Origin of the sequence: Novosphingobium sp. TCA1 (assembly GCF_009811895.1) — a bacterium.
Lineage (GTDB): Bacteria > Pseudomonadota > Alphaproteobacteria > Sphingomonadales > Sphingomonadaceae > Novosphingobium > Novosphingobium panipatense_A.
Genome location: NZ_BLJH01000008.1, coordinates 145,632 through 157,948 on the forward strand (window position 1 = coordinate 145,632; position 12,317 = coordinate 157,948).

Genomic DNA, 12,317 nt, shown 5'->3' on the forward strand with positions numbered 1-12,317 from the left:
CAGCTAAAGACGGCAGAATTGCGCGAGAATTGACCATCAGGCGATCCGTCTTGCGAAACCCTCAGTGAGGCGATTTTCCGGGAACAATATCGCATATTGATCAAGCATTTAGTGCTGCCACTTCCTTGCGCAGCACGGAAACAATGTGATCCCGGATGGGCGCGAAGTTCTCATCTGGAGACATTTCCATCATCGCCATCATGCCCCAGGACAGCAGAAACACTAGATCGACCACCGAAGATCGCTTGTCTCGGGGGGCGTTCGGGGACAGGGATTCGAGCGCTTCATCCAGGCGGCGACGGACGCGGCAGTCGGTCTGCTTGCTGAGGGCGGCGATGATGGGATTGCGGCCCACTTCCGCGAGGAGTTCCGCCATCAGGCGGCGATCCTCATGAGGCGGCTCTTCGGCGCAAAAGCGCTCGATCCAGGCGCTGATCGCAGCGGTATCGCGCGCTGCCACAGCCCTTTCCAGCTTATCCTCTTCCAGCCATGCGACAAGATTACCTTCGCAAATGGCGGCAATGATGGCTTCCTTGTTCGCGAAGTCTCGGTAAATCTGGCCTACCTTGATGCCGGAAGCGAGAGCGATCTGCGCCATGCCAGTCCGATGGAAGCCCTGTTCCACGAACAGCTTTCTGGCCGTGTCCAGAAGGTGTTCGCGCCGCGCGACGGAACGCGCCGCTCGCGAGCCATCCATAATTGTGTCATCTTTCACTGCATCCTCCTCACCTTGCAAACGTTGTAGCGACCCAATACACATCGCGCGAATCAATGAGTGAACATTCACTCACGTTTTAACTCTCATTGCGGGCTTGCTCCATGAAAAAGATCACCCCGGCTTTTGCCTTGCTCCTGTCCGCCTGTGGCGGCGGAGGTGAGCAGCAGGCTCCTGCCGGTCCCCCGGAAGTCGGGGTCATCGCTGTCAAGGAGGGCGCCGTCACGCTCAGCTCGGAGCTTCCGGGCCGGACCACGGCCTATGAAAGCGCCGATGTCCGCCCGCAGGTGAACGGCCTGATCCTGCAGCGCCTGTTCCAGGAAGGCGACATGGTGCGCGCCGGTCAGCCGCTCTACCGCATCGATCCCTCGCCTTATGAAGCGCAAGTCGCCAGCGCGCGCGCCGCGCTCGTGCGTGCCCGCGCCAATATCGCAAATACCGCTGCGCTGGCGCGTCGTTACGGCGAATTGGTCAAGATCAACGCGATCTCGCGGCAGGAAGCCGAAAACGCCGTCGCCAGCGCCGCGCAGGCGAAGGCGGATGTGGCCGCTCAGGAAGCCGCGCTGCGCAGCGCCCAGATCGATCTTGGCCGCACGACCATCCGCGCGCCGATCTCCGGCCGCATCGGTCGTTCGACCTACACGGTCGGCGCGCTCGTCTCGGCTTCGCAGGCCGATGCGCTCACCACCATCCAGCGCCTCGATCCCATCTTCGTCGACATCCAGCAGTCGAGCGCCGATGTGCTCCGCCTGCGCCAGCAACTGCTTTCGGGCGATCTCTCGCAAGGCGGCGCCGCTGCGGCCCGCGTGCGTCTGAAGCTGGAAGACGGCACGACCTACTCCGAAGAGGGCACGCTCAAGTTTACCGACGTGACCGTCGATCCCTCGACCGGCAGCCAGATCGTTCGCGTCCAGTTCGGCAATGCGCGCGGCCTGCTGCTGCCCGGCATGTATGTCCGGGCGGAACTGGTCGAAGGCACCAGGAACAACGGCATTCTCGTTCCCCAGTCGGCCGTCAGCCGCGATGAAAAGGGCAACCCGACAACTCTGGTGGTCGGTGCCGGCAACAAGCTGGAAACCCGCAAGATCGCCGCGCCCCGCACGGTGGGGACGAACTGGCTGGTGACGTCCGGCCTCAAGGCGGGCGACAAGATCGTGGTCGACGGTGCGCAGATGCTGCGCCCCGGCATGCCGGTGAAGCCGGTGGCCCCGCAGGCGGCCAAGCCCGCAGGAGGCGCTGCGCCCGTCGCAGGCCAAGCCGCGGAACAGGGCCAAAACGCGGAACAGGATCAGTAACAGATCATGGCACGCTATTTTATCGACAGGCCCATCTTCGCATGGGTCATCGCCATCGTGCTGATGATGTTCGGCGCGCTGGCGATCCGCAGCCTGCCGGTCTCCCAGTTCCCGGAGATCGCGCCGCCCACCGTGACGATCGCCGCCACTTACCCCGGCGCCGATGCGGAAACGCTGGAACGCACGACCACGCAGATCATCGAGCAGCAGCTCAAGGGCATCGACCACTTGCGCTACTTCTCGGCGCAGTCCTCCTCGGCGGGCCGCGTCACGATCACCCTGACCTTCGAGCAGGGCACCGATCCCGACATCGCCCAGGTCCAGGTGCAGAACAAGCTGCAGGCCGCTACCGCGCTCCTGCCGCAGGAAGTGCAGCGCCAGGGCGTTACCGTCGCCAAGTCGGCGGCCAGCTTCCTGTTGGTCGCGGCGATCTATTCCGAGGACGGCAGCCATAACGCCAACGACCTCTCGGACTATATCGTCAGCCAGGTCCAGGACCCGGTCAGCCGCATCAACGGCGTGGGCGAACTGCAGATCTTCGGCACCCAGTACGCCATGCGCGTGTGGGTCGATCCGCTCAAGCTGCGCAGCTACAACCTGACCATTTCCGACGTGAGCACCGCCATTCAGGCGCAGAACGCTCAGGTTTCGGCCGGTCAGATCGGCCAGCTTCCCGCCTCCAAGGAGCAGCAGCTCAACGCCACCGTCTCCGTACAGTCGCGCCTCCAGACGCCCGAGCAGTTCGGCAATATCCGCCTGCGCCAGGGTCAGAACGGTGCCGTCGTGCGCCTGCGCGACGTTGCGCGGGTCGAACTCGGCGCGGAAATCTACGGCTTCGACACCCAGTACAACGGCAAGCCGGCATCCGGCTTCGGCGTCAAGCTGGCTTCGGGTGCGAACGCGCTCGATACAGTCGACCTCGTGAAGGCCGAAGTCGAACGGATCGCCAAGAACTTCCCACAGGACGTGAAGGTTTCGTACCCTTACGATTCCACGCCCTTCGTTCGCCTCTCGGTCGAGCAGGTGGTCCACACCCTGTTCGAAGCGGTCGTGCTCGTCTTCCTCGTCATGTTCCTGTTCCTCCAGAACTGGCGCGCGACGATCATCCCGACGATCGCGGTTCCGGTCGTTCTGCTCGGCACCTTCGGGGTCATGCAGGCGCTTGGATACTCCATCAACACGCTAACCCTGTTCGGCATGGTGCTGGCGATCGGCCTGCTGGTCGATGACGCCATCGTCGTGGTCGAAAACGTCGAACGATTGATCCAGACGGAGCACCTGAAACCCAAGGAAGCGGCGCGCAAGTCGATGGACGAGATCAGCGGCGCGCTGATCGGCATCGGCATGGTGCTCTCCGCGGTGTTCCTGCCGATGGCTTTCTTCGGCGGCTCCACCGGCGTCATCTACCGCCAGTTCTCGATCACGATCGTGTCGTCGATGGCCCTCTCGGTGATGGTCGCGCTGATCCTGACCCCGGCGCTCTGCGCCACGATCCTCAAGCCGCACGATCCCAGCAAGAACGAAGGCAAGGGCCTGCTCGCCCGCTTCTTCCGCTGGTTCAACGAAAAGTTCGACCTCGGAACGGAGAAGTACGAGAAGGGCGTGCGCAGTTCGGCGCGCAACTGGAAGCGTTCGGGCCTGGTCTACCTGCTGATCGTGGGGGCCATGGCGCTGATCTTCTGGCGTCTCCCCAGCGGCTTCCTTCCTGACGAAGATCAGGGCACCATGATCGCGCTGGTCCAGGCGCCTCCGGGTGCCACGCTGCCGCGCACCCAGCGCGGACTTGATGTCGTGCGCGATCACTTCCTCAAGGACGAGAAGGCGAACGTCGCGTCCGTCTTCACCATCAGCGGCTTCTCGTTCAACGGCCAGGGCCAGAACGCGGGCATGGCCTTCGTCAAGCTCAAGGACTGGAAAGACCGTAGCGGCGCCGAAAACCGCGCTCCGGCACTGGTCGGGCGGGCGATGGCGAAGTTCTCGCAGTATCGCGATGCCACGATCTTCGCGCTGGTTCCCCCGGCCGTGCAGGAACTGGGCAATGCCACCGGCTTCGACTTGTGGCTGGTGGACCAGAACAATATCGGCCACGACAAGCTGATCGCCGCGCGCAACCAGCTCCTGGGCCTTGCCGCGCAGGACCAGCGCGTGGCGCAGGTCCGTCCGGTCAGCCTGGACGACGCGCCTCAGCTCGACGTCCAGATCGATCAGGACAAGGCCGGCGCGCTGGGTCTCGACCTCAGTTCGGTGAACAGCGAGATATCGACCGCCTGGGGCAGTGCCTACGTCAACGACTTCCTCGATCGCGGACGCACCAAGCGCGTCTACATCCAGGCGGACGAACCCTATCGTTCCTCTCCCGAGGGGATCGAGAACTTCTTCGTGCGTGGCAGCGACGGCCAGATGGCGCCCTTCGGTGCTTTCTCGACCCTGTCGTGGAAGACGGCTCCGGTGATCCTCACCCGCTACAACGGCCGTCCCGCCGTGCAGCTTCAGGGTGCGCCGGGCCAGGGCGTCAGCACCGGTGCGGCGATGGAAGCCATTACCGAGATGCAGCAGAAGCTGCCGCCGGGAACCGCGCTGGAATGGACCGGTCTGTCCTATGAGGAACGCCTCTCGGGCGGCCAGGCTCCTGCGCTCTATGCCCTCTCGCTCTTCGTGGTGTTCCTGTGCCTTGCAGCGCTCTACGAAAGCTGGTCGGTTCCGATCGCGGTTCTTCTGGTGGTTCCGCTCGGCGTCATCGGCGCGGTGCTGGCCGCCAAGCTGACGGGCCTCAATAACGACATCTACCTCCAGGTCGGCCTGATCACGACGATCGGTGTGTCCGCCAAGAATGCGATCCTCATCGTCGAATTCGCCGAGGAACGCGTCCAGTCCGGCATGAATGCCTTCAGTGCGGCCATCGAGGCGGCGAAGCTGCGCCTTCGTCCGATCCTCATGACCTCGCTGGCCTTCGTGTTCGGCGTGCTGCCGCTGGCGGTATCGACCGGCGCGGGCGCGGGCGGGCAGAACGCCATCGGCCGCGCGGTCGTGGGCGGCATGCTCTCCGCCACGGTCTTCGCGATCTTCCTGGTCCCGATGTTCTTCGTGGTGATCAGCCGCCTGTTCAAGCACGGCCAGACCGACCGGCATGATGAAGAAGAAGCCCATGTCGAGACCGAAGCCGGTCCCCGCTCCTCCGACGGCACCGAGCCGCAGGGAATCTGAACATGAAAAAGTCCCTTATCGCCCTGATCGCCGGCACGACGATGCTGGCAGGGTGCAACCTCGCGCCGCGTTATGAGCGGCCCGTCGGCGCCGTCCCGGCGGCTCTGCCGCAAGGCGGGGTCTACCCGGCGGCCGCCACAGACGTCGTCGACGTCAGCCGTATCGGCTGGCAAGACTTCTTCCTCGATCCGCGCCTGCGTCAGGTGATCGAGACCGGCCTTGCCAACAACCGCGATCTTCGGATCGCGGCGGCCAATGTGCTCCAGGCCCGTGCGCAGCTGAAGGTCCAGCGTTCGTCGCTCTTCCCCACCGTGAATGCGGGGGGGACGGGGACCTTCACCAACAATATCGCCGGCGCCACCGGCGGCACGGGCGGAACCGGAGCTGGCGTGGTCGGCGGGCAGGACGTCGAGATCTACTCGGTAACGGCCGGCGTCTCGGCTTTCGAACTCGATCTCTTCGGTCGTATCCGCAACCTGACCCGCGCGGCGCAGGAACAGTTCTTCGCCAGCGAGGAAGCGCAGCGTTCCACCAGGATCAGCCTGATCGCGGAAATCGCGACGGCCTGGCTGACCATGGCTTCGGACAACGAGCAGCTTCGGCTTTCGCGCGAAACGCTGAAGACCTTCGAGGAAACCCTGCGGCTCACCCGTGAGCAGTTCCGCATCGGCGTGGGTTCGGAGCTTGAGGTGCGGCAGGCCGACACCAACTATCAGGCCGCCGTGAACGACATCGCCGCGCTCGAAGCCAGTGTCGCGCTGGACCAGAACGCGCTCAACCTGCTGGTCGGCACCACCGTGCCGCAGGAGCAGCTTCCCGCCGGGCTGTCCGCCGATCCCGTCACGCGCGATGCGCTGCCGTCGGACGTCTCTTCCGATGTCCTTCTGCGCCGTCCCGACGTGCTGGAGGCCGAGCACAAGCTGATCGCCGAAAACGCGAACATCGGCGCCGCGCGCGCCGCGTTCTTCCCGACGATCTCGCTTACCGGTACGATCGGCACGATCAGCACGGCGCTGTCGGGCCTCTTCAAGAGCGGCACGTTCACTTACACCGGCTCGCCCGGTGCCACGCTTCCGCTGTTCGACGGCGGCCAGCGCTCGGGTGACCTGGCCTATGCCAAGGCATCGCAGGCGGCGGCGGTGGCCACTTACGAAAAGGCCATCCAGACGGCCTTCCGCGAAGTGTCGGACGCTCTGGCCCAGCGCGGCAAGATCGGCGACCAGATCCGCGCGCAGACCAACCGGGCGGAGTCGGCGCAAGTCGCCGCGCGGCTTTCCGATGCGCGTTTCAAGGCCGGGGTGGATTCGTTCCTGACCTCGCTCGATGCCCAGCGCACAGCCTATGCCGCAGAACAGCAGCTCGTCACCACGCGCCTCTCGCAGTCGAGCAATCTGGTGGAGCTTTACCGTTCGCTGGGCGGTGGGCTTGGCGATCCGCAAAGCGCGGCAGCGGCTCCTTCGCCGCAGAACTGAAGCCGATGCCGGGCCTGCGGCGAACTCCGGTTCGCCCAGGTCCGGCAGGCATTTTTCCGTCCTTGGGTGCCCCGCTCCCCGGTGAAGGGGCTGGACATGCCGGAAACCGGCGCCAAAGACGGACATCATGAAATTCAGCCGATCCGATCTCGCGGATTTCGCCTATTTCCTGGCGATCGCGCGCAATCGCAGTTTCCGCCGCGCCAGTCTGGAACTGGGCATAAGCGCTTCGGCTCTCAGCCATGCGATCAAGGGGCTGGAGGATCGTCACGGCGTTCGCCTGCTCAACCGCACGAACCGCAGCGTCACGCTGACGGCAGCCGGTGAGGCGTTCCGGGACGCGATCTCCGAGCATTTCGACGCCATCGATCACGCCGCCGAAGTGCTGAACCGCTTTCGGGACGCGCCGGCCGGCAGAATCCGCCTGAACGTGCCCGAGGATGCCGCCGAACTCCTGCTGGCGCCGGTCCTGCCCGTCTTCATCGAGCGCTATCCCGATATCGAGATCGACCTCTCCATCGACAACCGCATGGTCGACGTGATCGAACAGGGTTTCGATGCCGGGATTCGATATGGTGGTACGGTGCCGGAAGACATGATCGTCCAGCGTCTGTCCCCCCCGATGCGCTGGGTCGTGGCCGGTTCGCCTGCCTATTTCGAACGCTTCGGCGTGCCGGAAAGGCCGGAGGACCTGATGCGCCATCGTTGCATGAAAATCAGGCTTGGCAACGACCGCATCTATCACTGGGAATTCGAGAAGGGCGAGGAATCCGCCGTGATCGCGGTTCCCGGCCCCGTCACGATCGGCAATTCGCGGATCGGCCTGCACATGGCGCTCAGCGGCGCGGCGCTGATCTATGCCGCGGAGCCATCGATCGCGGCCCAAGTCGAAGCGGGGGAACTTCGGGTCGTCCTGTCCGAATGGGGTTCCATGGGCGGTGCGTTTCATGTCTATTATTCCAGCCGCAGACAGGTACCCTCCGGCCTTCGCCTGCTGGTGGACCTCATTCGCGAGATTCGGCCGCTCGGGCTATAGGGCCTGTGGTCGATGATGAATTCCACTCATCGCTGCGTTCGACGCGCGCGGGGGTGATATGCATTCGATTGCCGCCTAATTTGCTGTCCGTGGCGAATTTTCGCCATCTCCTTTCAGAATTTGGGAATTAGCAACCATGACCAAAGCTTTCGGTGCCGTCACCGAGAAGACACCGCTGGTGGCGCTCGACATCGAACGCCGGGCGCCCGGTGCGCACGACGTTGCGATCGACATCGCGTTCTGCGGCGTGTGCCACTCCGACTTGCACCAGGCGCGCGGCGAGTGGGCCGGTACGCTCTATCCCTGCGTTCCCGGGCACGAGATCGTCGGCCACGTCAGCGCGGTCGGCAGCGACGTCACGGCCTTCAAGGTGGGTGACACCGTCGGCGTCGGCTGCATGGTCGACAGCTGCCAGCACTGCGCTGCCTGCGACGAGGGGCTTGAGCAATATTGCGACAACGGCTTCGTCGGCACCTACAACGGCACCACCGCCGATGCGCCGGGCCACACTCTGGGCGGCTATTCCCAGGGCATCGTCGTCAACGACAAGTTCGTGCTGAAGATCAATCATTCCGCCGAGCAGCTTGCCGCGGTGGCGCCGCTGCTCTGCGCGGGCATCACCACCTGGTCGCCGCTGCGCCACTGGAATGCGGGTCCGGGCAAGAAGGTCGGCATCGTCGGCATCGGTGGTCTCGGCCATATGGGCGTAAAGCTGGCGCACGCGCTGGGCGCGCATGTCGTTGCCTTCACGACTTCGGAAAGCAAGCGCGAAGCCGCGCTGGCACTGGGCGCCGACGAAGTGGTCGTGTCGCGCAGCGCGGACGAGATGGCGGCACATGCCAACAGCTTCGATTTCATCCTGAATACCGTGGCCGCTAGCCACGATCTCGATGCCTTCACCGCGCTGTTGAAGCGGGACGGGACCATGACCCTGGTGGGCGTGCCCGAGCACCCGCATCCCTCGCCCAATGTCGGGGCCCTGATCTTCCGTCGCCGGTCGATCGCCGGTTCGCTGATCGGCGGGATCGCCGAAACGCAGGAAATGCTCGACTTCTGCGCGGAAAAGGGTGTCGTCGCGGATATCGAGATGATCGACATCAAGGACATCAACGAGGCCTACGATCGCATGCAGAACAGCGACGTAAAGTACCGCTTCGTGATCGATAACGCCACGCTCTGAGTCTGCGTCTTCCGCGCCTCCGGCCATCGATGCCGGGGGCGCGGACGTTCTGCTCGATTACCTTCAGCTTATAGCCAAAAGCCGGTTCCGATTGGCGCATTCCCGGCGATGCGGGCAGGATGCCCGCATGGATAGATCGATCGCCCTTATCGGGTTCGGAGAGGCCGGGTCGACGTTCGCGGGAGCTGTAGACTGGGCCGGGCAAGCCCGCGCCTTCGACATTCTTCCCGCGCGCCGCGAGGTCATGGCCGAACTCGGCATCACCGTCTGCGGCAGCGCGGAGCAAGCGCTTGCGGGCGCCTCGCTGGTGCTTTCGCTCGTTACCGCAGATGCCGCGCCGCTGGTGGCGGAAGAGGTTGCGCCGCTCCTGGGCGAGGGCGCGCTGTTCTGCGACATGAACTCCGTTGCGCCGGGCACCAAGCGGGCCGCCGCCAAGGCTATTGCTGCCGGCAAGGGGCGATATGTGGACGTGGCCGTGCTCGCCCCGGTCAATCCCGCGCGGATGAAGGTGCCGCTGCTGGTTTCCGGCGCCGATGCCGCCGAGGCGCAAGCCGCGCTGGAGGCAGTGGGCTTCACCAATGTCCGCACCGTGGGCGCCGATGTTGGCCGGGCTTCGGCGATTAAGCTGGTGCGCTCGGTCATGGTCAAGGGGCTTGAGGCGCTGACCGCCGAGATGATGATGGCCGCCCATGCCGAAGGCGTGGCGGACGAAGTGCTAGCCTCGCTCGACGCCAGCGAGAAGGCCATTTCCTGGACGGAGCGAGCGGACTACAATCTCGACCGCATGCTGGTCCACGGCCGCCGCCGCGCCGCCGAGATGGACGAGGCTGCGGAAATGCTCCGTTCGCTGGGCATTCCGCCGCTCATGACCGAAAATACCGTCGCCTGGCAGCAGGCGCTGGGTGCGCTGGGCATTGCGCCGCCGCCCGAAGGATTCGAAGCCAAGCTGACGGCAGCCGTCGCGGCGGGCGTACTCAAGGGAGAGAATTGAGCATGTCGCTCATCATCGACTGTCACGGACATTATACCGTCCTGCCCAAGGCGCACGACGCCTGGCGCGAGGCGCAGATCGCGGCTTTCAAGGCCGGTGAGGAAGCGCCGCCGTACCCCGAGATTTCCGACGCGGAGATCCGCCAGACCATCGAGGACAACCAGCTTCGCCTCATCAAGGAGCGCGGCGCCGATCTTACCGTGTTCAGCCCGCGCGCCAGCGCCATGGCGCACCATGTCGGCGATCAGGCCATGTCAGTGGCCTGGGCGGTTCACTGCAACAATCTTATCGCCCGCGTGGTGAACATGTTCCCCGAGACGTTCGTGGGCGTATGCATGCTACCGCAGAGCCCCAAGGCGGACCTGTCCGCCTCGGTGAAGGAGCTGCGCCGCTGCGTCGAGGAACTGGGCTTCATCGGCTGCAACCTCAATCCCGATCCGGGCGGCGGCCACTTCGAGCATCCGCCGCTGACCGACGAATACTGGTTCCCGATCTACGAGGCGATGAGCGAGCTGGACGTTCCGGCGATGATCCACGTTTCCGGATCGTGCAACCCGGCGATGCATGCCACCGGCGGCTTCTACATCGCGGCGGACACCGTGGCCTTCATGCAGCTGATGCAGGGCGATCTCTTCGCCCGGTTCCCCAAGCTGCGCTTCATCATCCCGCACGGCGGCGGCGCGGTGCCGTACCACTGGGGCCGCTATCGCGGTCTGGCGGACATGCTGAAGAAGCCTTCGCTTGACGAATACATCATGAACAACGTGTTCTTCGACACTTGCGTCTACCACCAGCCGGGCGTGAACCTGCTGGCCGACGTGATCGACAACAAGAACATCCTGTTCGGCTCCGAAATGGTCGGCGCGGTGCGCGGGATCGACCCGCAGACCGGCTTCTACTTCGACGATACCAAGCGCTATGTCGACGCGCTCGACATCTCCGATGAGGAGCGCCACGCGATCTTCGAAGGCAACGTGCGCAAGGTCTTCCCGCGCCTTGACGCCAAGCTCAAGGAACGTGGCCTGTGACCGACAAGAACCCTTGCGAGAACGCGGGTGGACCCATCGACATCCATGCCTATCTCGGTGAGTTCGACGATATTCCCGGCACGCGCGTCTACACGGCGAAGCGCGCGCGGCAGGGCTATCACCTGAACCAGTTCGCGATGAGCCTGATGAAGGCCGAAAACCGCGAGCGCTGGAAGGCGGACGAGCGGGCCTATCTCGACGAATGGCCGATGACCGAGGAGCAGAAGCAGGGCGTTCTCGCCCGCGACTACAACCGCCTGCTTGATCTGGGCGGCAACATCTACTTCCTCGCCAAGGTCTTCTCGACCGATGGCCTGAGCTTCCTTCAGGCCGTCTCGACGATGACCGGCATGAAGCTGGAAGACTATCAGGCGATGATGATCGCCGGGGGCCGCTCGCCCGAGGGCCAGCGGTCGATCAAGGAGCACCGCTAAGATGGCCCGCATTACGCACGGCATCGCCTGCAGCCACATCCCGGCGCTGGGCGTCGCGTCCGACTTCGACAAGTGGGAAGATCCCTACTGGAAGCCGATCCAGCAAGGCTTCGCGCCCACCCAGAAGTGGGAAGCGGAGAACCTGCCGGACGTCGTGATCCTGGTCTACAACGATCACGCCTCGGCTTTCGACATGAAGATCATCCCGACCTTCGCGATCGGCTGCGGCGAAAGCTACAAGCCGGCGGACGAGGGCTGGGGCCCGCGCGAAGTGCCCGACGTGGAAGGCCACCCGGATCTTGCCTGGCACATCGCCCAGAGTCTGATCCTCGACGAATTCGACATGACCATCATCAATGAGATGGATGTCGATCACGGCCTTACCGTTCCCCTGTCGATGATGTTCGGCAAGCCGGCAAAGTGGCCGGTGAAGGTGATCCCGCTGGCGGTCAATGTCGTCACCTACCCGCCGCCGTCGGGCAACCGCTGCTGGGCACTGGGCGAGGCGATCGCGCGCGCCGTCGAAAGCTTCCCGGAAGACCTTAACGTGCAGGTCTGGGGCACCGGCGGCATGAGCCATCAGCTTCAGGGTCCGCGCGCGGGCCTGATCAATGCCGAGTGGGACAACATGTTCCTCGACAAGCTTTCGGGCGACACGCAGGAACTGCGGTGCATTCCGCATATCGAATACCTGCGCGAAACCGGCAGCGAAGGCATCGAGATGGTCATGTGGCTGATCATGCGCGGCGCGCTGGGCAAGGAAACGCGCGAACTGCTGCGTTTCTACCACGTGCCCGCCAGCAACACGGCGGTCGGCCATATCGTGCTGGAGCCGGTGAACGGTGACGTGCCGCCCTCGGCCACGGTCGAAGGCGCGGCCACTCAAGAACAGATCGACTGATCGATTCCGCGTGCCGGTGGTTGACGCCGGCACGCCCTTTGTCTTTGACAGACACCCCAAG

Annotated in this window: 10 protein-coding genes; 9 read left to right on the top strand and 1 reads right to left on the bottom strand. The window is 64.4% G+C overall.

The window, feature by feature from the left end:
- Nucleotides 1–100 precede the first annotated feature (100 nt).
- Complete coding sequence (locus tag NTCA1_RS12020; RefSeq protein ID WP_236549272.1) at nt 101–715, bottom strand: TetR/AcrR family transcriptional regulator; 615 nt, start codon at nt 713–715, stop codon at nt 101–103.
- Nucleotides 716–819: 104 nt separating this feature from the next.
- Between NTCA1_RS12020 and NTCA1_RS12025 the strand changes: the two genes are divergently transcribed.
- The 9 genes from NTCA1_RS12025 (at nt 820) to NTCA1_RS12065 (ending at nt 12,256) form a co-directional block, all read left to right on the top strand.
- Nucleotides 820–2,010 (top strand): efflux RND transporter periplasmic adaptor subunit, encoded by a 1,191-nt coding sequence (locus NTCA1_RS12025; RefSeq protein ID WP_159830696.1) that lies wholly within the window; start codon nt 820–822, stop codon nt 2,008–2,010.
- 6 nt (nt 2,011–2,016) lie between these two features.
- Complete coding sequence (locus NTCA1_RS12030; RefSeq protein ID WP_159830697.1) at nt 2,017–5,214, top strand: efflux RND transporter permease subunit; 3,198 nt, start codon at nt 2,017–2,019, stop codon at nt 5,212–5,214.
- A 2-nt stretch (nt 5,215–5,216) separates the two neighbouring features.
- Entirely contained in the window at nt 5,217–6,686 is a 1,470-nt protein-coding gene (locus NTCA1_RS12035) for an efflux transporter outer membrane subunit (RefSeq protein ID WP_201282471.1), read from the top strand.
- Nucleotides 6,687–6,813: 127 nt separating this feature from the next.
- Nucleotides 6,814–7,722, top strand: coding sequence for a LysR family transcriptional regulator (locus NTCA1_RS12040; RefSeq protein WP_159830698.1), 909 nt, complete (start codon nt 6,814–6,816; stop codon nt 7,720–7,722).
- 136 nt (nt 7,723–7,858) lie between these two features.
- A complete protein-coding gene (locus tag NTCA1_RS12045; RefSeq protein WP_159830699.1) occupies nt 7,859–8,902 on the top strand; it encodes an NAD(P)-dependent alcohol dehydrogenase in 1,044 nt (347 codons plus the stop codon).
- A gap of 127 nt (nt 8,903–9,029) precedes the next feature.
- Nucleotides 9,030–9,893 carry an NAD(P)-dependent oxidoreductase gene (locus tag NTCA1_RS12050; protein WP_159830700.1) on the top strand — a complete coding sequence of 288 codons (864 nt, stop codon included), beginning with the start codon at nt 9,030–9,032 and terminating at the stop codon, nt 9,891–9,893.
- 2 nt (nt 9,894–9,895) lie between these two features.
- Nucleotides 9,896–10,921 carry an amidohydrolase family protein gene (locus NTCA1_RS12055; protein ID WP_159830701.1) on the top strand — a complete coding sequence of 342 codons (1,026 nt, stop codon included), beginning with the start codon at nt 9,896–9,898 and terminating at the stop codon, nt 10,919–10,921.
- Nucleotides 10,918–11,355, top strand: a complete 438-nt coding sequence (gene ligA / locus NTCA1_RS12060) for a protocatechuate 4,5-dioxygenase subunit alpha (RefSeq protein ID WP_236549273.1) — start codon at nt 10,918–10,920, stop codon at nt 11,353–11,355. Before NTCA1_RS12055 ends, ligA begins: the two co-directional genes overlap by 4 nt.
- 1 nt (nt 11,356) lies before the next feature.
- Nucleotides 11,357–12,256, top strand: coding sequence for a class III extradiol dioxygenase subunit beta (locus NTCA1_RS12065; RefSeq protein WP_159830702.1), 900 nt, complete (start codon nt 11,357–11,359; stop codon nt 12,254–12,256).
- Nucleotides 12,257–12,317 lie beyond the last annotated feature (61 nt).

Bases quoted from the DNA above. Each gene is read 5' to 3' on its own strand.
- NTCA1_RS12025 (WP_159830696.1), top strand. From the start codon at position 820: ATGAAAAAGATCACCCCGGCTTTTGCCTTGCTCCTGTCCGCCTGTGGC.
- NTCA1_RS12030 (WP_159830697.1), top strand. From the start codon at position 2,017: ATGGCACGCTATTTTATCGACAGGCCCATCTTCGCATGGGTCATCGCC.
- NTCA1_RS12035 (WP_201282471.1), top strand. From the start codon at position 5,217: ATGAAAAAGTCCCTTATCGCCCTGATCGCCGGCACGACGATGCTGGCA.
- NTCA1_RS12040 (WP_159830698.1), top strand. From the start codon at position 6,814: ATGAAATTCAGCCGATCCGATCTCGCGGATTTCGCCTATTTCCTGGCG.
- NTCA1_RS12045 (WP_159830699.1), top strand. From the start codon at position 7,859: ATGACCAAAGCTTTCGGTGCCGTCACCGAGAAGACACCGCTGGTGGCG.
- NTCA1_RS12050 (WP_159830700.1), top strand. From the start codon at position 9,030: ATGGATAGATCGATCGCCCTTATCGGGTTCGGAGAGGCCGGGTCGACG.
- NTCA1_RS12055 (WP_159830701.1), top strand. From the start codon at position 9,896: ATGTCGCTCATCATCGACTGTCACGGACATTATACCGTCCTGCCCAAG.
- NTCA1_RS12065 (WP_159830702.1), top strand. From the start codon at position 11,357: ATGGCCCGCATTACGCACGGCATCGCCTGCAGCCACATCCCGGCGCTG.